The following is a 24,801-nucleotide window of genomic DNA, read 5'->3' as shown; positions in this document are numbered from 1 at the left end:
GATGATGTCCGCAGGAGATCGGGTGTTATCGGACGGAGAGGACGGCCGTGGCGGCGACGCCGCGGCCGACCGTGGCGGAAAGCTGGACGACCCGCACCGACAGGCTCGCTTGCGCCGTGCCGAAGTCGGCGATCTCGTCGGCCGCCGCGTAGATCACCGTCGGGGTCGTGGCGGCGAGCGTGCGCACCACCGTGGCGCCGTTCAGGATGTCGACCTCGTAGGCCTCGACGCTCTCGCCGAGCGGCACCTCGGCGACCTCCCACGAATCGCCGTCGCGGCGGGTGCGGCGGACGACCGTGATCATCACGCCGGCGGTGGTCCGCCGACCGCGGACATGCACCGGCGCGAGCGGCTGCAGCATGGTGGGCCGCGGCGTGATCGTCAGCGTCACGGCGCTCGCGTCGTCGTGGGAGCGGTTCGCGGCGACGATGCGCAGCGTCATGGGGCGGCCGATCATGTCGGGGCCGCGGGCGACCGTCCGCAGCACGTCGTCGAGCTTCACGAAGGTCGCGCCGGCCGAAAGCGGCCGGATCGCGTGCTCGGTGCCGGCCTGGCCGCGCAGCAGGCGCGACACGCGCCAGGTGCTCGCGGCGACCAGCTCGGCGGCGGCGAACTGGATCACCTCGCAACCGCCGTCGGGCGCCGCCAGCACGGCCGCGTTGCCGCCCGCCAGCAGCGCCGCGTCGGAGATCGCGGCGAGCCCGCCCGCCACCAGCCGCACCCGGAAGGCGGCGTGCCGGTCGATCCGCCAGGGCCGGCCGGCCGGCACCGGATCGAGCGTCTCGCCCATCACGGCCGGCACCGTGGCGGTGGCGATCCGCTCGAAGCCTTCGCCGTCGAACGAGCGCCACACGGCGAGCGCACCCGGCCACGGCGAAGCCGACACGGCGATGCGGGCCAGCACCGTGTCGGGATCGCCCGGCAGGGTCGGCAGGTCGAGCGCGACGACCGCGGCGGGACCGACCGCGGCGGGCAGAGCCGGCGTCGTCGGCGCGCGGCTCGCGAGCGGCAGCGCGAACACCTCCGGGTCGATCGACTGGGCCGTCACGGTGCGGCTCTGCGCGTCGACGATCTCGCGAATCTCGAACAGCCGCCGGCGCCCCGCGACCGTGAGGCCGATCACGTCGCCGGGCAGCAGGGCGACGCGGGAGGGCGGTAACGCGACGCTCGCGGTCTCACGCGCGGCCCACAGATCCTGGAGCCGGATCTCGGCGCGCCGCTCCGCCTCGGCGCGATCCATCACGGCCGCGAGATCGGCAACGAGAAGACGGCGCGAGGCGCCGACCAGGCGCCGTGACGGCACGGCGGCCCGCCGATAGTCGGCATCGACGTCGCTGAAGCCGAGCGCGACGGCGACCGGCAGCTCGGTCTCCTGCGCCCGTACCAGCCGGGCCGGCGCCCCCTCGTCCGGCCAGACGAGATCGTCCTCGTCGATCTCGGCGACCGGCGGCCCGCCGCGCGGGCGGAACACCAGGGTCGGCCCGTCCGCCACCGCGTCGAACGCGAAGGCGGCAGCGAGCGGCTCGATCGCGGCGCGTGGCGTCATCGGGCGGTCGATCACGACGCCGACCGGCCCGTCGCCGAGCCGGCGGGCGTCACAGCCGGTCACGCCGGCGTCGGCCAGCATCGTGGCGAGAAGCCCGTCGAGCGGGCAGCCGCCGAGCCGGCCGGTGAGCCAGTGGCCCGTCTCCCAGTTGGGCCCGTCGCTCCACACGTCGGTCGCGGCCGGGAACTGCGGCCACGGGCGCGCGTCCCAGGTCCACAGCGTGATGCCGGCCGGGTCGACCATGCGGCCGCCATAGACGGGAGACACCGGATTGGTCGCGGTGGTGGCGCCGTGCGCGGGATCGAACGCCGTCAGCACCGCCTCGAGATGACGACGCTGGATCAGGTCGTCGCGCCGGCCGGTCGAGAACCACGGCAGGCCGCTTTCGGAGGATTTCGCGTCGGGAAACACGCTCGGCTGGTTGGCACCCTTGTCGACCGCCGGGCAGCCGACCTCGGTGAGCCGGATCGGCTTCGACTTCGGCACCCACGCGGTCGGCGTCGCGAGCCGCACACCGCCGACACGCTCGTGATGAGGATTGGACCAGAAGCTCCAGAGATCCTTCTGGCGGTACATCCAGGGCTCGCCGAGCCCGTCGGTGATCGGCGTGCGGGTCTGGGCGGTGCGCGCCGCGGCGTTCGCGTAGTACCAGTCGAAGGCTTCGCCGCGGCGCAGATTGGCAGCCAGATAGGCGCGGTCGTGGATGTCGTCGGCGAGCGCCCGATCGAGATGGTCGGCGGTGTCGCGCCAGTCGGCGAGCGGCGCATAATAATCGATGCCGATCGCGTCGATCGCCGGCGACGCCCACAACGGATCGAGCGGAAAGCGCACCTCGGTCGCCGCCGCATCCACCACATGCGCGCCGTACTCGGTCCAGTCGGCCCCGTAGGTGACGAGCGTGCCAGGGCCGAGCACCGACTTCACGTCGGCGGCGAGCGTCATCAGGGCCGTGACGGCCGGATAGACGCCGGGCGCGCTGCGCACCCGCGTCAGGCCGATCAGCTCCGAGCCGATCAGGACGCCGTCGACCCCGCCGGCCGACGCGGCCAGGAAGGCGTAATGAAGCACCAGCCGGCCGTAACGCCAGGCGGCGGGATCGCCGGTGCCGAAGAAGGCGTCGATCTGCGCCTGTGCGGCAGCGGTGCCGTCCGGCGAGCCGGGGCGGCCCGGCGCCGGGTCGCAGGTGATGCGGCCGCGCCACGGATAGGCCGGCTGACCGGCCGCGCCGGTCCACGGGTCGGCACGGCTGTTGCCGGGCGGGACGTCCATCATCACGAACGGATAGAGCGTGACCCTCAGCCCGCGCGCTTTCAGCTCGGTGATCAGATCCCGAACCGCGTCGTCGGAGGGCGTGCCGCCATAGGCCGGTCGCCCGTCGACCAGCGAGACGAGATGCGCGTCGCCGCGGCCGAGGCCGGCGGCCGTCCAGCCGAGCGGATGCGTCTCCTTGACGGCCGAATCGACGCCGGGCCGGATCTCGCATTGCGCGGCCCGCAGGTCCGTGCCGAACCAGGCGACCACGACGGCGACCTCGGCGAGGTTCGGGCACGCCGCCTGCAGGTCGTCGAGTGCCGCCTCGACGTCCGACACGGCCACCGCGACGTGACGGTTCTCCGCGCCGGTCCTGCCGGGCCCGAGGAGCTGCACGACGGTCGAGGGCGCGTAGCCGAACTCGGTGGTGCCGGGGATCAACGTGACGGCCCGCACCATGCGCTCGAGATCGCCGACCGGGCGCATCACCTCGAAGGCGAGCTGCGGGATGCGGTTGCCGTAGGGGGCGAGCGGCAGCCGCTCGAACACCACGTAGGCGAGGCCGCGATAGGCCGGCGTGCCGGCCGCGCCCTCGGTCGCGACGATCAGCGGATCGGCCGCCTGGCTCTCGTCGCCGCGATGGATGCGCATCGTGACGGTCGTCAGGTCGAGGATCGCGCCGTCCGCCCAGACACGGCCGATGCGCCCGACCGGTCCCTCGCACAGGCCGACCGCGAAGCTCGCATAGTAGCTGTAGGTCGTCGTCGTGGTGGTCGTGGTGCCACCGCCGCCCGACGAGCCGATTCCCTTGCCGCCGCCGCCCCCGCCGCCACCGCCCGTCGTGGTCGTCTCCTGGGTGACGGTCGCGACCTCTTCGATCCGGGTCGCCCAGATCACCTGGCCGGAGAGGCGGGCGCGGCCGTAGAGGCGCGGGATCGGCGCGCCCTCGGTCGACGCCATCACGTCGAGATCGGCGAGCCGCGGACCTTCGATGCTGCGGTCGCGCGCGCTGCCGCCGCCGGCGAAGAAGGAATGATCGAGCGCGTTGCCGACCACGGCGCCGGCGATGCGACCCGCCAGCGCGCCGACCGGACCGAACAGCGCACCGCCGACGGCACCGCCGGCGGTCGAGAGAACGAGCGAGGCCATGGGGACGTCCTGATGGGTCTGCGGCGCCGCGCGGCGACGCTTGCACGGCGGTTCAGTCGATCACGCCCGGAAACCGGAAGGTGCCGGCGACGCGGCGGCGCCACCACGGGGCGATCGCCACCTCGGCGACGGCAGCCCCGTCGTGGGCGTGCACCATGGTCGTGTCGGACGTGGCGATCGCGGCGTGCTTGGCCGGCAGGCCGGCGCGCCAGCGGAACAGGAGGACGTCGCCGGGACGCATCGCCGCCGCATCGATCGTGATCAGATGCCGGGTCGCGGCGGCGACGAGCGTGTCGCGCCCGGTCGCCTCGGCCCAGTCGGGCGTGTAGGGCGGCACCGGCTCCGGCTCGTCGCCGTGAAACGCCCGCCAGACGCCACGCAGAAGCCCGAGACAGTCGCAGCCGACGCCCTGCAGCGACGCCTGGTGCCGGTACGGCGTCCCGATCCACCGCCGCGCCTCGGCGACGATGTCTTCGCGAGTGATGAGTGTAGAGGTGGGCATGGTGGAGCTCATCAGGAGTTCGGTCGACGCGGAGTTCGGCGCTCACCCCCCTCCCCACCCCTCCCCCACAAGGGGGGAGGGAGCAGGGCGCGGCGAGCTGTCGAGATCTATCCGGAAACGTGGAATCGATGGCCGGCGTTGCCTTGCCGAGAGCGGTGCAGCTCCTGCGTTCCCTCCCCCCTTGTGGGGGAGGGACAGGGAGGGGGGTAGCGCCGCGCACCGAGGTCCAGAACTTTCTAACTTGCCCCTCGTTCAGGCGTGACTGATCACGTAGTCGTTGCCGGGGATGTGCGGGAAGCCGCGGAAGTTGTCGACGTTGGCGAAGCGATCGCGGCAGGTGGCGAACTGCTTGTCGCAACCGGCCGTGATCACGAAGGCGTCGCCGGGTGCGATCGGCTCCGGCATCGCCTGCCACAGCGCGACGGCGACGCCGGCCGGGTCGACGGCGTGCCGCTTCACCTCGCTGGCGAGCCCGGCATTGGCGCCGCTCGTGAAGGCGAGCCGACCGGCCGTGAACCATCCGTCGGCGAAGCTCGTCAGCCCCGAGACCCGAATTGTAGACGTGGCCTCGAGGCCCGCGACCGTTCCGTTCGCCGAGAAGCCCGCCGCGCCGAGATCGACCCGGCAGCGGGCGTCGCCGAGATCGGCCGTGCAGGCCGCCGTGTAGACGCGCCCGCTCTCCTGGGCGAGCTTTTCCGACAGCGAGCGCAGCTCGGCCGTGAAGGCCGTGCCGTCGCGACGCACCTCGCCGAGCGTCCCGACGGCGAGCAGCAGGCGCGTCGACGGCGCGCTCCAGTCGACCAGCCAGGTCTCGATCGTCGCCGCATCGTAGCGCCCCGCGGCGAGATCGGCCTCGGTCAGCGCGTCGTCGGCGAGCGCGCCGAACACCTCGCCGCCGTCGACCTGCAGGCCGAAGCGCGCCGTCGCCTCCGAGGCGTCGAGCCCGCTGCCGGCCCGGCACGGGGTCGCGTCGAGCAGGATGTCCGCGTCATGATCCGTGAAGCCGAGCGTCACGCCGTCGGGCCGCACCACCCGCCAGCAGCGACACAGCGTGGTGACGCCGGAGGCGAGCAAGTCGCGCAGAGCTTCCGGAATCCGTCTCATCGCTCCCTCCGTTCGTGAGGCGTGTGTGTCGTCACGGCCGGATCTCGATCAGCGGAATCGTCGGAATCGCACCCGCCTCGAAGGCGGAGAGGTCGATCTCCAGATAGTCGGTGTCGAACCGCACCGGCACGTCGAACAGGAAGCCGGCCGTGATCACGGCGCCGCTCGCCGGCACGTGGCCGGTCAGGAACGTCACGACGCCGGTCGCCGGATCGCAGAAGACCTGCGTTCCGTCCGCCTGCGCCACGCCGTTCACGGCGACCAAGACGCTGCCGGCGACCGGCTTGACGATCGGCCGGCGATACGGCGCGTGCAGCCCGCCATAGGTCTTCACGAGCGGAAAGGTCGTGGTCGATCCATCGCCGGTGCCGATCGGCTGGTCGAGCGGCGTCGGCGCGCCCGTCACGGCGGAGGAATGATCGACCCGGTCGCGCCAGCGAAAACCGTGCAGGCGGCCGCGCCGCTCCTCGAAGAAGGCGACGACCGCGGAGAGCGCGGCGAGCGTCTTGACGCCGTAGCCGGCGTCGTAGCGGCGGCGCGAATGCGCCCAGCGCGCGTTGCGCTCCTCGCGCCCCGATCCGAGCGTGACGATCTCGGTCCGCCGCTCCGGCCCCCCGGCACTCTTCAGCGCGACGTCGAGCGGAAACAGGACTTCGTGAAACGCGGCCATGGCATTGCCTGATGATCAGCGACCGCCCGGCGGTCCGTGGTGTATCGTCGTCGTCATGGCCGGGCTCGTCCCGGCCATCCACGATCTTCCAAGCATCAAGGAAGACGTGGATGCCCGCGACGAGCGCGGGCATGACGAGAACAGCAAAACGTCGTCTGCTCACATCCCGCGGCGGCCGCGGGCGACGGCGCGGGCGATCTGGCCGGTCAGGTAGACCTCGGAGCCGCGGAAGCTCGCCGGGTCGCGGGCCGCGATGTTGACGGTCACCTGGGTGCTGCCGCCCCCCCCGCCGGCGATGCCGAGCCGGCCGTCGGCGGCGCGGGCGAGCGGCACGATCGCCTCCGGCCCCGCCTCGCCGGCGAGCCCGAGCCCGCCGGCGGCGAGCGGGAAGTAGGTCGGCGTGCCGATCACGCCACCGGCCGCGAACGGCTTTATCGCGCCGTTCGCCGCGCCGACGCCGAGCCGCGCCGACACGGCGCCGCCGCCGGTGAGGCTTCCGAGCAAGCCCTGCAGGCCGCTCGCGATCCCGCTCGTCAGCGGCGTCAGCGCCGACTTCAGCGTCAGATCGGAGAGCCGCAGCACCAGCGACTTGAACACGTCGTCGAGCTGCTTGCTCCCCGACACGGCCGAGACGAGCGCGCCCGACATCGCCGAGGAGAACCCCTTGGCGTTGATCTGCAGATCGACGAGCCGCCGCGACAGCGCGTCGGCGCGCCGCTCGGTCTCGTCGAAATCGCCGGCGAGGCTCCGGGAGAGCCCGGAGGGGTCGAGATCGTCAGCCATCGGGATGTCTCCTCATCAGATCGTCGAAGGCGGTGCGGTCGATCGGGACGGCGAGGCCGAAGCCACGCGCCCGCAGCGCCAGCGCGAGCTCGCGCGGCGTCATTCGCCAGAAGGCGTCGGGAGAAAGCCGCAGGACGCCGAGGCCGAGGCCGATCGCCTCGTCCCAGGGAAACGGCGCCGCCGGCGCGCCCCGCCGCGCGCGGCCGCGCGCCGGGTCGGGCGACGTGCCGGTCAGCGGCTGCCGGCGTCCTGCGGCGAAGGAGGGTTCGGGGCGGCCCCCGCCCCGCCCACCGGCGCCAACGACCGCGGTGGTGCAGCGGGCGCGACCTCGCCGAACGTCACGGCCAACAAGTCGGCCGCGATCGCGACGAAGCCGGCGGCCCCGCCCGGCGTCGTCATGGCGGCGACCTCGGCGTCGGTCACGCCGTCGCCGGCGCCGCGCAGTCCCGCGGCGACGACGCGCGTCAGATCGCGCGCCGCCAGGCGGCCGGTCGCGAAGCGCTCGGCCAGCGCGACGAGATCGTCCGCCCCGAAGGCGCTCTCCAGCTCGGCGAGCGCGCCGAGCGTCAGCACCAGGCGCCGGCGCACGCCGCCGAGCTCGGCCTCGATCTCGCCGCGGTGTCGATTGGCCATGTGGTTGTCTCCGGTGGGGCGGCGGCCGGCGCGCGGAGCAGTGCCGTCGGCGGCCCAAAAATAGTAAGATCGATCTAGAGAGGCTAGACAGCGCTCATCCGGGCAACGGAAGAACGTCATTCGAAACGCTTTGCGGCCGACCGCAGATTTCACGAGCGCTTAAGGGACTGACTTCATAGTTCCACCGCCTCGAATGCAGAGCGGTCCCCCATGCTTCATCGCGTTTCGTCGAACGTTCTTCTGAAATCCGTCATCCTCCTGATGTCGGCCATCCTGGTTCTGGTTCTCGCCGTCGGCGCCGTCGACGCCTGGCGTCGGCAGGCGACGGCCGAACGCCTCGCCGACGTGGCCGAGGTGTCGCACGACCTGTTCCGCTCGCTCGCCAATCTGCGGCTCGGCCGCGCCCTGATCCCGCGGGCGCTCGCCTTCGACGGCGTCGTCGAGCCGGCCCAGCTCAAGCAGATCGAGGACACCCGCACGGCCGGCCGCCCGGCCCTGCGGACCGTGTCGCGGCTGCTGCCGACCATCGACTTCGCCGACCGCGACGCGCTCGCGAAAGAGTTCGCCCGGCTGTCGCAGACCTATCTGGCGCTCGATCAGGAGGCCGCCGCCGAGGTCATGAAGCCGAAGGCGCAACGCCGCGCCGATCTCGGCAAGGAGCTCGCGACGACCGCCACGGCGCTGATCGCCGTCATCGAGAAGGCCGGCCGGGCGATCGACGCGGCGGCGCGCGGCCGCGACGCCTTCATCGACCAGATGATGACCCTGAAGGATGCCGCCTGGCTGGTGCGGGTCGACGGCGGCGAGATCTCGGTGGCGATGTCGAACGCGCTCGCCGCCAAGAAGCATCTCGACGCCGCCGCGCTGACGACGCTCCAGCGCAACATCGGCCGCGTCCAGTCGGGCTTCGACATGATGGAGGCGACCGCGATCGGGCTGCCCGCGGGCTCGCCCGTGACGGCCGCCATCCGGCCCGCCAAGGACGGCTTCCTCGGCGCCGATTTCGTCGCCAAGCGCGACCGCATCGTCGCCATGCTGGGCGCCGCCGACCAGCCGATCACGCTTCCGGTCGGCGAGTGGACGCTCGACTCGGTGCCGCGGCTCCTGCTGCTCACCAAGGTCGCCGAGGCGGCGCTCGACGCGGCCGGCGATCACGCCGGCGCCCAGGTGGCGGCGGCCGGCACCAATCTGTGGATCAGCCTCGGCCTCGTGGTCGGCGCGCTGGCGCTCGCCGCGGGCGGCATCGTGATGGTCGGGCGTCGGGTGATCCGGCCCCTGCAGGGCATCCAGGCCGCGATGGTGAAGGTCGCCGACGGGAACCTCACGACCGAGGTGCCCTATCTCGACCGCACCGACGAGATCGGCAGCCTCGCCGCGGCGCTCGGCACCTTCAAGCAGAACGCCGTCGAGAAGGCCCGCTTCGAGGAGGAGCAGGAGAAGCGCCGCGAGCAGGCCGCGCGTCGCCAGGTGGCGATCGAGGAGGCGATCGCGGCGTTCGAGATCGGCATCGGCGAGGCGCTCGGGGCGCTGGGCAGCGCCGCCGGCGAGATGCGCCGCACCTCCGACACGCTCGGCGCCACGGCCGAGCAGACCAACGGCCAGGCGCGCGACGCCGCCGCGTCGTCCGACGAGGCCTCGCAGAACGTGCAGACCGTCGCGGCCGCCTCCGAGGAGCTGTCGTCGTCGATCGGCGAGATCAGCCGGCAGGTCGCCCACGCCGCCACGGTGGCCAAGCGCGCCGTCGCCGAGACCGAGGAGACCGATGCGACCGTGCAGGGCCTCACCGACGCGGCCCACAAGATCGGCGAGATCGTCAACCTGATCACGGCGATCGCCAACCAGACGAACCTGCTGGCCCTCAATGCCACCATCGAGGCCGCCCGCGCGGGCGAGGCCGGCAAGGGCTTCGCGGTCGTCGCCTCCGAGGTGAAGAGCCTCGCCGGCCAGACCGCCAAGGCGACCGAGGACATTTCCGGCCAGGTCGGCGCGATCCAGGAGGTGGCCGACCGGGCACTCGCCGCGATGCGCCGCATCGTGACGACGATCGGCGAGGTGTCGAGCGTGGCGAGCTCGATCGCGGCCGCCGTCGAGGAGCAGGGCGCGGCCACCGCCGAGATCACCCGCAACACGCAGGAGGCGGCCCGCCGCACGCGCAGCGTGTCGGAGAACATCTCCGGCGTGCAGGCCTGCGCGGGCGAGACCGGCACGGCGGCGGGCGGCGTCAAGGCGAGCGCCGAGATCCTGAAGACCCAGTCCGACACGCTGCGGAACCGGATCGACGATTTTCTGGAAAAGATCCGCGCCGCCTGAAGCAAGCCTTCAGCAACTCGACCAGAAAACACCCGCCGAGGCCCCGCGGCGGGTGTTTTTGCGTCGGCGACGGGTGCAGGACGACCGTATCGGCCCGCACGGTGCTCGTCCCGACCGTGGCGTAACCCCCGATTAATCCGAAGGAACTAAGGTTCCAGGCACAACACACGGGTGCCCCCACTATGTCGTCGCGACTGTCCACCAACGTTCTTCTCACCTCCGTCATCGCGCTCATGGCCTCGATCATCGTCCTCGTCCTCGCGACGGGGGCGTTCGAGGCCTGGCGGACCGACCGCACCGCCACCCGCCTCGCCGACACGGCCGATGCGTCCCGGCAGATGTTCCGGGCGATGGCCGCCCTGCGGGTCAAGCAGTCGTTCACGGCCCGCGCGCTGAGCACCGACGGCATGCCGGACCCGGGCCAGCTCAAGCTGATCGCACAGTCGCGCACGACGGCGATGCCGGCGCTGCGCGAGACCCTGACCATCCTGCCGAAGATCGACTTTCCCGGTCGCGACGCGCTGGTCGGCGACCTCGCCCGGCTGACCGATGCGATCGACACGTTCGACAAGCAGGCGCTGGAGGACTTCGGCAAGCCGAAGGCGCAGCGCAAGCCGGGCCTCGCCAAGGAGTTCCTCGCCACCTCCAACGCGCTGATCGGCACGCTCGACACGATCGGCAACACGCTGACGGTCCAGTCGCGCAACGAGGACGCGGTCGTCGACCAGATGATGGCGATCAAGGACGCGGCCTGGCTGGTGCGCGCCGAGGGCGGCGACATCTCGATCGTGATCAGCAACGCGCTCGCCTTCAAGAACCGCATCCCGCCCGAGACCGTGCAGACCGTCCACACCCGTGTCGGCCGCACCGAGGCGGCGTGGCAGCTTCTGGAGAGCGCCGCCGTCGGCCTCGCGCCCGGCTCGCCGGTCGCGATCGCGATGGCGAAGGCGAAGGCCGCCTACTTCGCCCCCGAGCTCGGCGCGCTGCGCGAGCGCGTGCTCGCCGCCGCGGCCTCCGGCCAGCCGCTCGACGTGCCGCTGTCCGCCTGGGACGCGGCGCAGCGCCTGATGGTCGTCGTCGCGCTCGCCGAGACGGCGCTCGACGCGGCGAGCGACCACGCCCAGGCGCAGGTCGCCGCCGCCCGCACCACCCTGATCGTCCGCCTCGCGCTGCTCGTCGGGGCGCTCGCGCTCGCCGCCGGCGGCATCGTGATGGTGCGCCGCCGGGTGATCCGGCCGCTGCAGGGCATCCGCACCGCCATGGTGCAGGTCGCCGACGGCGACCTGTCGACCGAGGTGCCCTATCTCGACCGCCGGGACGAGATCGGCAGCCTCGCCGCCGCGCTCGCCACCTTCAAGCAGAACGCGGTCGAGAAGGCCCGCATCGAGGCGGAGCAGAGCCGCCGCCACGAGACCACCGCACAGCGCCAGCAGGCGATCGAGCAGGCCATCGCGGAGTTCGAGACCGGCATCGGCGAGGCGCTTTCGGCGCTCGGCTCCGCCGCGGGCGAGATGCGCCGCACCTCCGAGACGCTCACCACCACGGCCGAGCAGACCAACGGCCAGGCGCGCGACGCGGCGACCTCCTCGGACGAGGCCTCGCAGAACGTCCAGACCGTCGCGGCCGCCTCCGAGGAGCTGTCGTCGTCGATCGGCGAGATCAGCCGCCAGGTGACCCACGCCGCCGTGGTGGCCAAGCGCGCCGTCGCCGAGACCGAGGAGACCGACGCGACCGTGCAGGGCCTCACCGACGCGGCCCACAAGATCGGCGAGATCGTCAGCCTGATCACGGCGATCGCCAGCCAGACCAACCTGCTGGCGCTCAACGCCACCATCGAGGCGGCCCGCGCCGGCGAGGCCGGCAAGGGCTTCGCGGTCGTCGCCTCCGAGGTGAAGAACCTCGCCGGCCAGACCGCCAAGGCGACCGAGGACATCTCCGGCCAGATCGGTGCCATCCAGGAGGTCGCCGACCGGGCGCTCGCCGCCATGCGGCGCATCGGCGCGACCATCACCGAGGTGTCGACGGTGGCGAGCTCGATCGCGGCCGCCGTCGAGGAGCAGGGTGCGGCGACGGCCGAGATCACCCGCAACACGCAGGAGGCCGCGCGCCGCACCCAGAGCCTGTCCGAGAACATCGCCGGGGTGCGCAGCTGCGCCGATCGGACCGGCACGGCGGCGGGGGGAGTGCGCTCCAGCGCCGCGGTGCTCAACGTCCAGGCCGACAAGCTGCGTGGCGAGGTCGACGCCTTCCTGACGAAGATCCGCGCCGCCTGAACGGCACCGCACGCCGCACAAATCCTCGGAGAAAAGCCGGCGGTCGCGAGACCGCCGGCTTTCGCGTCTTGGTGCCAACAACCTCGGCGCCCGCCCCGGCGACACCGCCGGAGCACCCGCCCCGCTCACATCATCAGCTTCGGCAGCACCAGGAAGCAGGTGCCGACGATGACGATCCAGAACATGCAGATGAACGCCATGAAGCCCCACACCTCCTTGAGCTTCATGCCGACCAGCGCCAGCGCCGGAATGACGTAGAGCGGCTGGATCAGGTTGGTGGCCTCGTCGCCGTGCACGAAGGCGTTGAACACCAGCGGCATGTTCGCCTTCAGGGCGAGCGCGGCCTCGGTGAGAATCGGCCCCTGGACGATCCACTGTCCGCCCTGCGACGGGATGAACAGGTTGATGAAGCAGGCCGACAGGAACGACCAGAGATAGATGGTGTCGACGGTCGCGACCTGGATCAGCAGCCCGGCCAGCACCTTGGCGAGACCGGAGGCGGTCATCATGCCCATGATCCCGCCGTAGAACGGGAACTGCAGCATCACTTCGGCGGCCGGCCGCATCATGTCCTTGAAGGCGGCGACGAAGCGGCGCGGTGTGTTGTACAGGAACGCGTTGAGGGTCAGGAACAGGAAGATCACGAAGTTGAAGTCGAGCGACTTCATCAGTCCCTTGGTGACGACGCTGTCGACGATCACGGCGATGCCGGCAACGCCGATGATCAGCATCAGGATGCGGCTCTCGTTCATGCGGTCCGCGAAGGTCCGCTCGCCCGCCTCCTCCTCGGCCTCGACGACCGGAACCGGCTCCTGCTTCGGCGCGAAGGCGATCACCTCCTCGGCCGGCGGCCGGGTGAACACACCGATCAGGATCACGGTGACCACCATGATGAAGAAGATCGTGGTGTTGACCGGGTTGTAGACCGTCTGGTCCTGGGTCCACACGCCGATCGAGCTCTCCAGGAAGTGGCCTTTGGTGGCGACCAGGGCGTAGACGCTGGCGCTCGGGCCCCAGGTCTGGCCGATCACCATCGTGGCATAGCCGGCCGCGATCATCAGCGGGAAATGCATCCCCTTGACGTTGCGCGACAGCTGCATGGCGAGGATCGGCGTCAGGATGGTCGAGAACGCCCAGTTGATCAGGCTGGAGACGAAGCCGAAGACGAGCAGCACGATCATGCCGACCCACGGCGCCCGCGGCAGGCGGGCCACCGCGGCGAGCCCGCGCTCGATCAGCGGCGCCTTGGCGGCGGCGCCGCAGCACACCACCATGAACGACATCTGGAAGGCGAAGCCGATCATCGACCACAGGCCGTTGTACCAGCCGACCACCAGTCCCATAGGTTTGTCCGGGCTCACCATCAGGCCGCAGACATAGGCGAGCAGAGTGAGGATGACGCAGAAGACGAACGAGTCCGGAATGTAACGGTCCGCGGCGAATTGAAACGACTTCGACAGTCGCCAGAGCATCTGTTTTTCCCTCGTGTGTTCTTGTCGGTTCCGACGCGGCTCAGGCGTAGAACGCGGACGCCTTGAGCTGATGGACGAGCTTGCGCATGAACTGCCTGCGGATCGCCGCGACCTGGTCGGGCGGATAGGTGAAGAACCCCTCCCCGGACTTGAGGCCGAGCTTTCCCTCCCGCACCTTGGCCCGCAGCATCGCGTTGGCGCGGCGGGAGTCGTCCATCACGGCGAGCAGGTTGTCGCCGACCACGCACCAGATATCGAGGCCGCCGAAGTCGGCCACCTCGAGCTGGCCCGTGGTGGCGTAGCGGAACGCCGGCCCGAACTTCAGCGCGCGGTCGACGTCCTCGGGCGCGGCGATGCCCTGTTCGATGATCGAGAACACCTCGCGGGCGACGCCCTGCTGGATGCGGTTGGCGACCAGCCCCGGCACGTCCTTGAGCACCTTGACGGTCTGCTTGCCGACGGCGCGGTGCAGCGCCTCGATCTCGGCGTAGACCGCCTCCGGCATGTTGCCGAAGAAGGAGAGCTCGACGATCGGCATCAGATGCGCCGGGTTGTACCAGTGCGTCACCATGGTGCGGCGCCGGCGCTCCGGCCCGAGTCGGGCCGTGATGGCGTCGAGCGGCAGGCTCGAGGTGTTGCTGGCCAGCACCGCGTCGGGCCGGCAGATCGCGTCGAGCTCGGCGAACAGCGACTGCTTCAATTCGAGCTGTTCCGGTGCCGCCTCGACGACGAAGTCGCACGGCGCGACCGCCTCGCTCAGGTCGGCGACCGGCACGATGCGGTCGAGAGCCGCGGCCGCGGCCGCGGCGTCGACGTAGGCCTCCTCGACCAGAAGGTCGAGCTCCTCGCGGATCAGCGGCTTGGCGGCAGCGAGCACCGCCGCGCTCGGATCCTGGAGTCTCACGTCGAAACCGCCGAGCGTGAAGGCCGCGGCGATGCCGTGGCCCATCGTCCCGGCGCCGACGACCCCGATGGTTCTGATCATCGTCGCCCCCTAGCGCCGCAGGTCCAGGATCTCGCGCACCTCGGCCGGGGTCGCGACCGCGTTGCCGGCCTCGCGGATCAGCCGCGCCGCCCGCTCGACGAACTCGGCGTTCGACTTCGCCAGCCGTCCCTTGGCGTAGAAGACGTTGTCTTCCATCCCGACCCGGACATTGCCGCCGAGCGCGATGGTGGCGTAGAGGATCGGTAGATGCGCGGCGCCGATTCCGAACGCCGACCACTTGGCGTCGGCCGGCAGCAGGCCCTTCAGGAACACCAGGTTCTCGACCGTCGCGGCGATGCCGCCGGCGGCGCCGAGGACGAACTGGAAATAGCCGGGCGACGGAATCACGCCCTTCTTCATGTAGTGCTGGGCGTTGTAGAACATGCCGGCGTCGAAAACCTCGATCTCCGGCCGCACGCCGTGCGCGCCCATCGTCCGGCCGAGCGCCTCCAGAAAGCTCGGATGGTTGATGAACAGCGTCGTGTGCATCCAGTTCATCGAGCCGCAGTCGTAGGAGGCGAGCTCCGGCTCGAGCGCGATCAGATGCGCCATGCGGGTCTCGTCGGTGGCGTTCAGGTCGCCCGATGTGGTGAGATTGAGGACGATGTCGCAGCGCTCGCGGATCAGCGCCACCGTCTCGGCGAAGCGGTCCTTGTCCATGGTGCCGCGGCCCTCCGCGTCACGCATGTGGAGATGCGCGATCCCGGCGCCGGCCTGCCAGCACTCGTGAACATCGGCGGCGATCTCCTTCGGGGTCAGCGGGATGTTGGGGTTGTGCTCCTTGGTGGGAAAGGCGCCCGTGGTGGCGACGGTGATGATCTGTCTGGTCATGCGGTCTGATCCTCGCAGTGTGCGAAAGGACGGACTGCAAGACCAAAGCCAGCGGCGATCGACGACGTCACAAGGGCTTTTCGGCATCCGGCGATGACCGTCGTCATCGCGATCCGGGGATGCGGCGCGTCCGGCCGCACCGCGACGCGGAGACGGCGGCGATGCCGAACCGCATCGCCCCGATGACGGACATCATCGCGCGATGCGCAGCCCGAGGCGCTTGGCCTTCTTCACCACGGTCGACTGGTCGATGCCGAGCAGGTCGGCCGCCCGCCGGGTGCTGCCGCCGGCCGCCAGCGCCCCCGCGATGGCGCGCCGCTCCGCCTCGGCGACGATCGCCTGGAGGCTGCGCTCGGTGCCGGCGCCGCCGCCGGTCGGCAGGTCGAGCAGCGGTGCCAGCAGCGCCTCGTCGATCACGGTGCCGCGCTCCGAGACGATCACCAGCCGCTCCATCAGGTTGCGCAGCTCGCGCACGTTTCCGGGCCAGGCGTAATGCGCCATCATGTCGAGCGCCTGCCGGCTGATCCGCACCGCCTTGTCGTACTTGGCGTTGTCGGTGCCGAGGAAGTGCCCGGCCAGCACCTCGACATCCTCGGGCCGGTGCCGCAGCGGCGGCAGCGTGATGGGGAACACGTCGAGCCGGTAGAACAGATCCTCGCGGAACCGGCCCTGCCGGACGTGGTCGCGCAGGTCGCAGTTGGTGGCGGCGAGGATGCGGACGTCGAGCCGCTGCCGGCGGGTGCCGCCGACCCGGGTGACCTCCTTGTGCTGGATCACCCGCAGCAGCTTCGACTGCAGCTCGATCGGCATCTCGCCGATCTCGTCGAGCAGCAGCGTGCCCTTGTCGGCGAGCTCGAACAGGCCCATGCGGCCACCGCCGGCGGCGCCCGTGAACGCGCCCTTCTCGTGGCCGAACAGCTCGGACTCGAGCAGGCTCGCCGGAATCGCCGCGCAGTTGACCTTGATGAAGGGGCGGTTGCGACGGTTGCCGCGGCGGTGGATCTCGTCGGCGACCACCTCCTTGCCGACGCCGGTCTCGCCGCCGATCAGCACCGTCACGTCGAGGTCGGCCACCTGCTCGATCTGGGTCAACACGGTGCGGATCGCGGCGCTGCGCCCGAGCAGGCTGTGGCTGGGCACCTGGCGGCGCAGATGCTCGATCTCGCGGCTGGTCTTCACGGTCGCGTCGGCCACCGCCTTCATCTTCTCCTGGGTCGCCTCCAGCTCGGCCTGCATGACGGAGAGGTCGGTGATCTCGCGATCGACGACGATCACCATCTTGACCTCGCCGTCGTGGTCGAGCAGCGGATTGCCGCTGATCAGCATCCGGGTGCCGTTGCGCACACTCTCGCCGACCGCGTTGACCTGACGGCGCCGGCGGATCACCTCCGGGGTCACGGCGTTCCGGTAGAGGCCGGCGGCGAGCAGATCCGCGACGTTGCGGCCGACGATCTCCTCGGCCGCGATGCCGGTGATGCGCGTGTAGGCGCGATTCACCCACAGGGTGCGGCCGCTGCCGTCGGCGATGTAGACGCCGTCGTAGAGATGATCGCCGATCTCCCGGAAGTCGAGCTCGCGCGCCCGGCGCAGCGCCGTGCGCACCGTCTCGAGATCGCGCCGCAGGGCGGTCGGATCGAGCGCCGCCACGCCCGGACCGGCGACCGTGGCGATCAATCCGTCCAGGATGGCGGCGGCATCGGTCTCGTCGGGCGCGAGCATGGCACGTCTCCGGTCGGGCGGCGGCGCCGGCGCGGAGACGGAGAGGACGCGCGAGCCGCCGGCGTCCGGACCGCCACGACCGGCTCGGGTGGGACCGGTGAACACTATGGCACCACGGCCCGGCATCAATTGGGGACGCTACCGAGGGCGCCGCCGCCACGACCGGCGTTCATCGGACCAGGTCGCGCACCACCCGGAACCCGACGATCGCGCTGCGGTCGTCGGGCTTGTTCATGATGCGGGCGGCGGCGCGCAGCCGTCGGGCGTCGTCGACCCAGGAGCCGCCACGCACGACGCGCCGGCTGCAGTCACCGTCCGTCCGCGCCCGTCCGTCGCCCGGCCTGGCGGCATGGCCGTCGTTCCAGCAGTCGGCCGCCCACTCGGCCGCGTTGCCGTGCATGTCGAAGAGCCCGAACGCATTCGGCGCATAGCGGCCGGCCGGCGCCGTGTAGACGGCGTCGTCCCGGCACGGCACGAACAGGGTCGGGCCGCGGCCCGCGAGCGCGTTGCGCAGCGTCAGGTCGGCCGCGTTGGCGTAGCCGCACATCGCCGCCGCGTCGTCGCCGAAGTGATAACGTGGCGCCGGCCCCGCGGCCGTCACGCCGCGCGCCGCATACTCCCACTCGGCCTCGCTCGGCAGACGATAGGCGCGGCCCGTCTGCTGCGACAGCCACGCCGCATAGGCCGCGGCGTCGTGCCAGCCGACGCAGACGACCGGATGGTCGCCGGCCTGCGCAAAGCCCGGATCGCGCCACGAGCGCCCGGCGCGCTCCTCCACATTGCCGTCCTCCAGCGTGTAGCAGGCCGACGCGGTCGGCCGGCCGGTCGCCGTCACGAAGGCGGCGTACTGGTCGACCGTCACCTCGCTGCGGCCGACCGCCACGGGCCGCGCGATCGTCACGACCTGGACCGGGCCCTCGTTGGCGGTGCGCTGCGGCTCGGTGTCGGGCGAGCCCATGCCGAAGCGACCGGGCGGCACCACGATCATCTCGGGGCAGCCCGGGCAGTCGGTGAAGCGGTCGCCCGGCGCCAGCGCGCGCTCCTGCACGTCGCTCAGCGGCCCGGCGAGCATCTTCGGGGGCGCCGCGAATCCGACCGCCGGTGTCGCCTCTGTCTCGTGCGGCGCGGCGGGGGCGACCGGCGGCGCCACCGCCGCGACACGATCCCGTCCCTCGCCCTGCGGCTGCGTCGGCCGTGCGACCGGCGCGGACGCGGCATCGCCGCCGGCGAGAAAAACGTCGCCGCCGACGATCTGATCATAATAGGCGGGGAACTGGTCGTAGCCGACCGCCCGGGTCATCGCGACGACGCGCCGGCGCGTCTCGGTCGCCACCGCCTTGAGGTCGAGCCCCGGCGTCTTCAGCGTCTCGGCGAAGACGCGGGTGAACACCGAGTTCGGATGCGGGTCGTCCGGTCCCAGCCGGTCGAGCGCCGACTGGCCGAAGCCGGCCGCGTAGATCGAGAACAGCCCTTGCGCCGAGGCGCCCGGCAGCAGGCCCCGCGCGCCGCCGACGGCGCGGCGGTCGCTGCCCTGCAGGGGATTGTCGCGGCAGGCGTCGAGCACCACGATCGACACCCGGGCGCCGGCCTGCACCAGGCGCTCGACGACGCTCGCCTCGGCGATCGCGTGCTCGGCGAGCCGGCCCTCCTCGCCGCGTCCGGCGGCGCGCGGCACCGGGATGTCGGACGGCAGGAGATAATTGGCGCCCGACAGCGCGACCCCGTGGCCGGCGAAATAGACGAAGGCGGTGTCGTCGCGCCCGACCCGCGCGGCGAGATCGGACAGGCGGTCGACCAGGGTGCGGCGGTCGGCATTGGCGACGAAGATCACCTCGAAGCCGAGCCCGGCGAGCGTGTCGCGCATCAGCCGCGCATCGGCGACGGCGTTCCTGAGCTGCCGCTCCGGCCCGAGATGGACGTAGGCGTCGTTGCCGATCACCAGCGCGACGCGCCGATCGGGCGCTGCCGCGGCCGACGTCGCCAGGCAGATCAGCACCAGCGCGACCGCCCCCGCGAACACCCGCGACAGACGCGCCGCGACGCCGCGCCATGGACGCGATAACCCGGTCGATAACCCGGTCGAGCGACATCCGGTCGTGATCAGCACCCGCGGCCGGCACGCCATCTCACGCCACCGCATCGCGAGCCTCCTCGCGCGGTCAGGAGCGGCCCGCCGCGGGCCCCGCGGGCAGGGCTACTCACCGTGAATCTGGGGCGCGCCGAGGCCCGTTCAACTCCGTAAGGACGCGGAGCCACGCCGGCGGCAGCGCCGCGGCTAGCTCGTGTTCGGATAAGCAACCAGAATGGACTATCAGTTTTATTTTAATTCTCCTTTTACCGGAGGTTGTCATCTTGCATTTGGAATGTGAGCCTCCCGACGCCCCGCACTCGCGCCGAAGAGAAAAAGGCCCCCCCGATGAGCGACGCCGACATTCGTGCCCGCCTGCAGTTCGCCGACATCGACGACGAGACCCGCAACCTGCTGCGCGAGATGCGTCCCCTCGTCGAGAAGCATCTGCCGGGCATTCTCGATCAGTTCTACGCCCAGGTGGATCGCTTCCCGGACGCGTCGGGCATGTTCGCGAGCGACGCGCGCAAGCGCCACGCCAAGCAGAAGCAGCTCGAGCACTGGGCGACCATCGTCAAGGGCGACTTCAGCGACGACTATGTCCGCTCGGTGAAGCGCATCGGCGAGACCCACAACAAGCTCGGCCTGGAGCCGCGCTGGTACATCGGCGGCTACAGCTACGTGATGGTGCGGCTCGTCGCGATGATCGAGACCGAGTTCAAGGACGGCTGGTTCGGCTCCGCGGCGGAGCGCCGCACCAAGCTGATCGGCGCGCTCGTGAAGGCCGCGATGATCGACATGGACTTCGCCATCTCGGTCTATATCGAGGCCGGCGCGCGCGACAAGCGCGAGTCGCTGAACCGCGTCGCCGCCGACTTCCAGGCGAGCATCGGCGGCATCGTCGAGACCGTCTCGTCGGCCTCGCACGGCCTCGAGGACTCGGCCCGCCAGCTCACCCGCACGGCCGAGGACACCCGCTCGCTGGCGCTGACCGTCGCGGCCGGCTCCGAGGAGGCCTCGACCAATGTCGAGACGGTGGCGGCCGCCGCCGAGGAGCTGTCGAGCTCGGTGCAGGAGATCACCCGCCAGGTGCAGGAATCGAGCCGCATCGCCGGCGAGGCCGTCAAGCAGGCCGAGCGCACCGACGCGCGCATCACGGCGCTGTCGCAGGCCGCCGCCCGCATCGGCGACGTCGTCAAGCTGATCACGAGCGTCGCCGACCAGACCAACCTGCTCGCGCTGAACGCCACCATCGAGGCGGCCCGGGCCGGCGAGGCCGGCAAGGGATTCGCCGTGGTCGCCCAGGAGGTCAAGGCGCTCGCCGCCCAGACCGCCAAGGCCACCGAGGAGATCTCCGGCCAGGTCTCCGGCATGCAGATGGCGACCACCGACTCGGTGACCGCCATCAAGGAGATCAGCGCGACCATCGCGCAGATCTCGGATATCGCCGCCGCCATCGCGGCCGCCGCCGAGCAGCAGGGCACCGCGACGCGCGAAATCGCCCGCAACATCCAGCAGGCCGCGGCCGGCACCGCCCAGGTGGCGACCAGCATCAGCGACGTCAACGCCCGCGCGGTCGACTCGGGGACCGCGGCCAGCAACGTCCACGACGCGGCCCGTTCGCTCGCCGGCGAGAGCGGACGGTTGAAGAGCGAGGTGGCGCGCTTCCTCGCCTCGCTCACCGGCGGCAAGGCGGCCTGATCGCTCCGGCGGGGTCGACCAACGGCGTCGGCCACGCCGCCGGCCACGAGCCACGACACGGCCGCTCCAGCGTCCTTGTATGCACGCGCCGCCCACCGGCCCGTGCAGTCGGACGTCGCCACAGCCGCGAACGGTACGTCGCGACCGTTTCGCCGCGGCCTCGCGCCGCGGATCGACGTCCCGTTGCCCAGCATTCGCTCTTTCGCTGATCATTTCCGCGCCGCACCGCGACGACACCGCGCGAACCCCTTCGGCATCAACCTCCGGCCAGTGGCACCGTTATTGCTTTTCCGGCGTCCACACCCCCGCTGGAGACGTCGATGCGTTTTCTTCAAAGCTGTCTCTCCCCGGCCCTCCTGATCGTCGGATCGTTCGTCGCCGGATCGACGATCGCCGGGCTGCCGGCGCACGCCGAATCGGTCGTGCGCTACGGCATCTCGCTCGCCGACATTCCGCTCACCTCGGGCCAGCCCGACCGCGGCGCCGGCGCGTATCAGTTCACCGGCTACACGCTCTACGATCCGCTGGTCGCCTGGGAGATGGACGTCGCCGACCGCCCCGGCAAGCTGATCCCCGGCCTCGCCACCAAGTGGGAGGTCGACGCCACCGACAAGAAGAAGTGGCGCTTCACGCTGCGCGACGGCGTCAAGTTCCACGACGGCTCCGCCTTCGACGCCGACGCCGTGGTCTGGAATCTCGACAAGGTGCTGGACGACAAGGCGCCGCATTTCGACAAGCGCCAGAGCGCCCAGGTGAAGCCGCGCCTCCCCTCGGTCGCGAGCTGGAAGAAGCTCGACGCCAAGACGGTCGAGATCACCACCAAGGAGGTCGACAGCTTCTTCCCGTATCAGATGCTGTGGTTCCTGGTGTCGAGCCCGGCCCAGTACGAGAAGCTCGGGCGCGACTGGGACAAGTTCGCGGCCGCGCCCTCCGGCACCGGGCCGTTCAAGCTCGACAAGCTGGTGCCGCGCGAGCGCGCCGAGCTGGTCAAGAACGCGGACTATTGGAACAAGAGCCGCCTGCCGAAGACCGACCGCATGGTGCTGATCCCCATGCCGGAGGCGCTGAGCCGCACCAACGCGCTGCTCGCCGGCCAGGTCGACCTGATCGAGACACCCGCTCCGGACGCCGTGCCGCGCCTGAAACAGGCCGGCATGACGATCGTCACCAACGTGACGCCGCACGTCTGGAACTATCATCTCAGCATGCTGCCCGGCTCGCCCTGGACCGACGTGCGGCTGCGCCGCGCCCTCAATCTCGCGATCGACCGCGACGCCATGCTCGAGCTCCTCAACGGGCTCGCCAAGCCGGCCGTCGGCCAGGTCGATCCGTCGAGCCCGTGGTTCGGCGCGCCGTCCTTCAAGATCAGGTACGATCTCGCCGAGGCGAAGCGCCTCGTGAAGGAGGCCGGCTACGGCCCCGACAAGCCGCTCAAGACCACGTTCGTGATCGCGCAGGGCGGCACCGGCCAGATGCTGTCGCTGCCGATGAACGAGTTCCTGCAGGAGAGCTTCAAGGAGATCGGCATCCAGGTCGACTTCAAGGTCGTCGAGCTGGAGGCGCTCTACACCTACTGGCGCAAGGGCGCCAAGGACGAGATGTCGGCCGGCCTGACGGCCAACAACATCGCCTATGTCACGTCCGATCCGCTCTACGCCATCATCCGCTTCTTCCACTCGGGCCAGGTGGCGCCGGTCGGCGTCAACTGGGGCTTCTACAAGAACGAGAAGGTCGACGCCGTCATCGACGAGGCCAAGCGCACCTTCGATCCGATGAAGCAGGACGAGCTGATGGCCGCCGCCCACTCCATGGTGGTCGACGACGCGCCGCTGGTCTGGGTCGTGCACGACACCAACCCGCACGCGCTCTCGCCCAAGGTGAAGACGTTCGTCCAGGCGCAGCACTGGTTCCAGGATCTCACGACGATCGGGATGGAGTGAGGCACCCCCGTATCCCGTGAACGCGTCACGGCCGGCCTCGTGCCGGCCGTCCACGGGCCGCGTATTCCGCACGGACGACGTCGATCGCCGGGACGAGCCCGGCCATGACGACGGCGAAGTGACGATCGACGCGCGGTCTCGGCCGTTCGTCTTCTGCTCTGATCCCAGTTTCAGGAGCACCACCATGCGATCCCGGACTCTCGCACTCCTCCTCGCCGCGACGCTGCTGACGCCGCTCGCGAGCGTGCCCGCCGCCGCGCAGGGCACGCTGCGCATCGGCATGACGGCCTCCGACATTCCCCTCACCACGGGCCAGACCGACAACGGCGGCGAGGGCATGCGCTTCATGGGCTACACGGTCTACGACGCGCTCGTGGACTGGGACATGTCGTCGGCCGACAAGCCCTCCGACATCCGCCCCGGCCTCGCCACGTCGTGGAGCGTCGATCCGAACGACAAGACCAAGTGGACGTTCAAGCTGCGCGACGACGTGACGTTCCACGACGGGTCGAAGTTCGACGCCGCCGCCGTCGTGTGGAACCTCGACAAGCTCCTCGACGACAAGGCGCCGCAATACGATCCGCGCCAGTCGGCGCAGGGCCGCACCCGCATCCCCGCGGTCGCCTCCTATCGGGCCGTCGATCCGACCACGCTCGAGATCGTCACCAAGACGCCGGACGCGACGCTGCTCTATCAGCTCGCCTGGATCATGATGTCGTCGCCGGCGCAGTGGGAGAAGGTCGGCAAGAGCTGGGAGGCCTTCGCCAGGATGCCCTCCGGCACCGGGCCGTGGAAGCTGACGAGCTTCGTGCCGCGCGAGCGCGCCGAAATGGTGCCCAACAGGGCCTACTGGAACAAGGCGCGGGTGCCGAAGCTCGACAAGCTCGTCCTCGTGCCGCTGCCGGAGGCGAACGCCCGCGTCGCGGCGCTGCGCTCCGGCCAGGTCGACTGGATCGAGGCGCCGGCGCCGGACGCCGTCGAATCGCTCAAGAAGGCCGGCTTCAAGATCGTCACCAACGCCTATCCGCACAACTGGACCTGGCACCTCTCGCGCGTCGAGGGCTCGCCCTGGAACGACATCCGGGTGCGCAAGGCCGCCAATCTGGCGATCGACCGCGAGGGCATGAAGGAGCTGCTCGGCGGCATGATGATCCCGGCGCAGGGCTTCTTCCCGCCCGGCCACCAGTGGTTCGGAAACCCGAGCTTCAAGATCGGCTACGACCCCGCGCAGGCGAAGAAGCTCCTCGCCGAAGCGGGCTACGGGCCGTCCAAGCCGCTCGTCACCAAGGTGCTGATCTCGGCCTCCGGCTCGGGCCAGATGCAGCCGCTGCCGATGAACGAGTTCATCCAGCAGAACCTCGCCGAGGTCGGGATCAAGGTCGAGTTCCAGGTCGTCGAGTGGAACACGATGATCAACATCTGGCGTGCCGGTGCCAAGCATCCGACCGCGCTCGGCACCACGGCGATGAACTACTCCTACTTCATCCAGGATCCGTTCACCGGCTTCATCCGCTTCTCGCAGTGCAATCTCGCGCCTCCCGCCGGGGTCAACTGGGGCTACTACTGCGACCCCGAGATGGACAAGCTGCTCGACGGCATCCGCAACACCTTCGATCCGGCCGAGCAGACCAAGGTGCTGCGCAAGGTCCACGAGAAGATGGTCGACGACGCGCTCTGGCTGATGGTGACGCACGACGTGAACCCGCGCGCCATGAGCGCCAAGGTGACGGGCTTCGTCCAAGCCCAGAACTGGTTCCAGGACTTCTCGCCGATCTCGATGGAGAAGTGACAGACTCGTCATGGCCGGGCTCGTCCCGGCCATCCACGCCTTCCCGGCCGAGTCGCCGCCAGACGTGGATGCCCG

At 70.8% G+C, this 24,801-nt stretch carries 17 protein-coding genes; 5 read left to right on the top strand and 12 right to left on the bottom strand.

Going from position 1 to position 24,801, the window contains the following annotated elements; all coding sequences use genetic code 11:
* Positions 1-25 precede the first annotated feature (25 nt).
* The 7 genes from ACFSOX_RS04625 to ACFSOX_RS04595 all read right to left on the bottom strand — a co-directional run bounded on the left by ACFSOX_RS04625 (position 26) and on the right by ACFSOX_RS04595 (position 7,638).
* On the bottom strand, positions 26-3,946 hold the full coding sequence (locus ACFSOX_RS04625) for a baseplate multidomain protein megatron (RefSeq protein ID WP_378476609.1): 3,921 nt from the start codon (positions 3,944-3,946) through the stop codon (positions 26-28).
* Between the two features lie 52 nt (positions 3,947-3,998).
* Positions 3,999-4,448 carry an NlpC/P60 family protein gene (locus tag ACFSOX_RS04620; protein ID WP_378476608.1) on the bottom strand — a complete coding sequence of 150 codons (450 nt, stop codon included), beginning with the start codon at positions 4,446-4,448 and terminating at the stop codon, positions 3,999-4,001.
* Positions 4,449-4,700: 252 nt separating this feature from the next.
* Complete coding sequence (locus tag ACFSOX_RS04615; protein ID WP_378476607.1) at positions 4,701-5,552, bottom strand: DUF2163 domain-containing protein; 852 nt, start codon at positions 5,550-5,552, stop codon at positions 4,701-4,703.
* A gap of 31 nt (positions 5,553-5,583) precedes the next feature.
* On the bottom strand, positions 5,584-6,222 hold the full coding sequence (locus ACFSOX_RS04610) for a phage distal tail protein, Rcc01695 family (RefSeq protein ID WP_378476606.1): 639 nt from the start codon (positions 6,220-6,222) through the stop codon (positions 5,584-5,586).
* A 159-nt stretch (positions 6,223-6,381) separates the two neighbouring features.
* Positions 6,382-7,005, bottom strand: coding sequence for a phage tail tape measure protein (locus ACFSOX_RS04605; RefSeq protein WP_378476605.1), 624 nt, complete (start codon positions 7,003-7,005; stop codon positions 6,382-6,384).
* The gene (locus tag ACFSOX_RS04600) at positions 6,998-7,138 is read right to left on the bottom strand and encodes a rcc01693 family protein (RefSeq protein WP_378476726.1); all 141 of its coding nucleotides are present in this window, start codon (positions 7,136-7,138) and stop codon (positions 6,998-7,000) included. Before ACFSOX_RS04600 ends, ACFSOX_RS04605 begins: the two co-directional genes overlap by 8 nt.
* Positions 7,139-7,236: 98 nt before the next feature.
* Positions 7,237-7,638 (bottom strand): gene transfer agent family protein, encoded by a 402-nt coding sequence (locus tag ACFSOX_RS04595; RefSeq protein WP_378476604.1) that lies wholly within the window; start codon positions 7,636-7,638, stop codon positions 7,237-7,239.
* Positions 7,639-7,848: 210 nt separating this feature from the next.
* Here ACFSOX_RS04595 and ACFSOX_RS04590 point away from each other — a divergent pair, with 210 nt between their 5' ends.
* On the top strand, positions 7,849-9,948 hold the full coding sequence (locus ACFSOX_RS04590; protein ID WP_378476603.1) for a methyl-accepting chemotaxis protein: 2,100 nt from the start codon (positions 7,849-7,851) through the stop codon (positions 9,946-9,948).
* A 182-nt stretch (positions 9,949-10,130) separates the two neighbouring features.
* Positions 10,131-12,221: a methyl-accepting chemotaxis protein gene (locus ACFSOX_RS04585; RefSeq protein WP_378476602.1), complete on the top strand. Its 2,091-nt coding sequence runs from the start codon at positions 10,131-10,133 to the stop codon at positions 12,219-12,221.
* A 125-nt stretch (positions 12,222-12,346) separates the two neighbouring features.
* Here the strand turns inward: ACFSOX_RS04585 and ACFSOX_RS04580 are convergent, their stop codons facing one another.
* The 5 genes from ACFSOX_RS04580 to ACFSOX_RS04560 form a co-directional block, all read right to left on the bottom strand.
* Positions 12,347-13,693 carry a short-chain fatty acid transporter gene (locus ACFSOX_RS04580; RefSeq protein ID WP_378476601.1) on the bottom strand — a complete coding sequence of 449 codons (1,347 nt, stop codon included), beginning with the start codon at positions 13,691-13,693 and terminating at the stop codon, positions 12,347-12,349.
* A 40-nt stretch (positions 13,694-13,733) separates the two neighbouring features.
* The gene (locus ACFSOX_RS04575; RefSeq protein ID WP_378476600.1) at positions 13,734-14,678 is read right to left on the bottom strand and encodes a 3-hydroxyacyl-CoA dehydrogenase family protein; all 945 of its coding nucleotides are present in this window, start codon (positions 14,676-14,678) and stop codon (positions 13,734-13,736) included.
* A 9-nt stretch (positions 14,679-14,687) separates the two neighbouring features.
* Positions 14,688-15,509 (bottom strand): beta-keto acid cleavage family enzyme, encoded by an 822-nt coding sequence (locus ACFSOX_RS04570; RefSeq protein WP_378476599.1) that lies wholly within the window; start codon positions 15,507-15,509, stop codon positions 14,688-14,690.
* Positions 15,510-15,701: 192 nt separating this feature from the next.
* The gene (locus tag ACFSOX_RS04565) at positions 15,702-17,228 is read right to left on the bottom strand and encodes a sigma-54 interaction domain-containing protein (RefSeq protein WP_378476598.1); all 1,527 of its coding nucleotides are present in this window, start codon (positions 17,226-17,228) and stop codon (positions 15,702-15,704) included.
* 169 nt (positions 17,229-17,397) lie between these two features.
* Positions 17,398-19,248: an SUMF1/EgtB/PvdO family nonheme iron enzyme gene (locus ACFSOX_RS04560; RefSeq protein WP_378476597.1), complete on the bottom strand. Its 1,851-nt coding sequence runs from the start codon at positions 19,246-19,248 to the stop codon at positions 17,398-17,400.
* A gap of 396 nt (positions 19,249-19,644) precedes the next feature.
* Here ACFSOX_RS04560 and ACFSOX_RS04555 point away from each other — a divergent pair, with 396 nt between their 5' ends.
* The 3 genes from ACFSOX_RS04555 (at position 19,645) to ACFSOX_RS04545 (ending at position 24,726) form a co-directional block, all read left to right on the top strand.
* On the top strand, positions 19,645-20,997 hold the full coding sequence (locus tag ACFSOX_RS04555; RefSeq protein WP_378476596.1) for a protoglobin domain-containing protein: 1,353 nt from the start codon (positions 19,645-19,647) through the stop codon (positions 20,995-20,997).
* A 320-nt stretch (positions 20,998-21,317) separates the two neighbouring features.
* Entirely contained in the window at positions 21,318-22,937 is a 1,620-nt protein-coding gene (locus ACFSOX_RS04550; protein ID WP_378476595.1) for an ABC transporter substrate-binding protein, read from the top strand.
* 184 nt (positions 22,938-23,121) lie between these two features.
* On the top strand, positions 23,122-24,726 hold the full coding sequence (locus tag ACFSOX_RS04545) for an ABC transporter substrate-binding protein (RefSeq protein ID WP_378476594.1): 1,605 nt from the start codon (positions 23,122-23,124) through the stop codon (positions 24,724-24,726).
* The last annotated feature ends 75 nt before the right edge of the window (positions 24,727-24,801 follow it).

This window comes from Rhodoplanes azumiensis, assembly GCF_042682915.1.
In the GTDB taxonomy this organism is placed as follows: Bacteria; Pseudomonadota; Alphaproteobacteria; order Rhizobiales; family Xanthobacteraceae; genus Rhodoplanes; species Rhodoplanes azumiensis.
Note: the sequence above shows the minus strand (reverse complement) of the source record. Positions and strands in the feature narration are given on the sequence as shown.

Bases quoted from the DNA above. Each gene is read 5' to 3' on its own strand.
- ACFSOX_RS04625 (WP_378476609.1), bottom strand. From the start codon at position 3,946: ATGGCCTCGCTCGTTCTCTCGACCGCCGGCGGTGCCGTCGGCGGTGCG.
- ACFSOX_RS04620 (WP_378476608.1), bottom strand. From the start codon at position 4,448: ATGCCCACCTCTACACTCATCACTCGCGAAGACATCGTCGCCGAGGCG.
- ACFSOX_RS04615 (WP_378476607.1), bottom strand. From the start codon at position 5,552: ATGAGACGGATTCCGGAAGCTCTGCGCGACTTGCTCGCCTCCGGCGTC.
- ACFSOX_RS04610 (WP_378476606.1), bottom strand. From the start codon at position 6,222: ATGGCCGCGTTTCACGAAGTCCTGTTTCCGCTCGACGTCGCGCTGAAG.
- ACFSOX_RS04605 (WP_378476605.1), bottom strand. From the start codon at position 7,005: ATGGCTGACGATCTCGACCCCTCCGGGCTCTCCCGGAGCCTCGCCGGC.
- ACFSOX_RS04595 (WP_378476604.1), bottom strand. From the start codon at position 7,638: ATGGCCAATCGACACCGCGGCGAGATCGAGGCCGAGCTCGGCGGCGTG.
- ACFSOX_RS04590 (WP_378476603.1), top strand. From the start codon at position 7,849: ATGCTTCATCGCGTTTCGTCGAACGTTCTTCTGAAATCCGTCATCCTC.
- ACFSOX_RS04585 (WP_378476602.1), top strand. From the start codon at position 10,131: ATGTCGTCGCGACTGTCCACCAACGTTCTTCTCACCTCCGTCATCGCG.
- ACFSOX_RS04580 (WP_378476601.1), bottom strand. From the start codon at position 13,693: ATGCTCTGGCGACTGTCGAAGTCGTTTCAATTCGCCGCGGACCGTTAC.
- ACFSOX_RS04575 (WP_378476600.1), bottom strand. From the start codon at position 14,678: ATGATCAGAACCATCGGGGTCGTCGGCGCCGGGACGATGGGCCACGGC.
- ACFSOX_RS04570 (WP_378476599.1), bottom strand. From the start codon at position 15,509: ATGACCAGACAGATCATCACCGTCGCCACCACGGGCGCCTTTCCCACC.
- ACFSOX_RS04565 (WP_378476598.1), bottom strand. From the start codon at position 17,228: ATGCTCGCGCCCGACGAGACCGATGCCGCCGCCATCCTGGACGGATTG.
- ACFSOX_RS04555 (WP_378476596.1), top strand. From the start codon at position 19,645: ATGAGCGACGCCGACATTCGTGCCCGCCTGCAGTTCGCCGACATCGAC.
- ACFSOX_RS04550 (WP_378476595.1), top strand. From the start codon at position 21,318: ATGCGTTTTCTTCAAAGCTGTCTCTCCCCGGCCCTCCTGATCGTCGGA.
- ACFSOX_RS04545 (WP_378476594.1), top strand. From the start codon at position 23,122: ATGCGATCCCGGACTCTCGCACTCCTCCTCGCCGCGACGCTGCTGACG.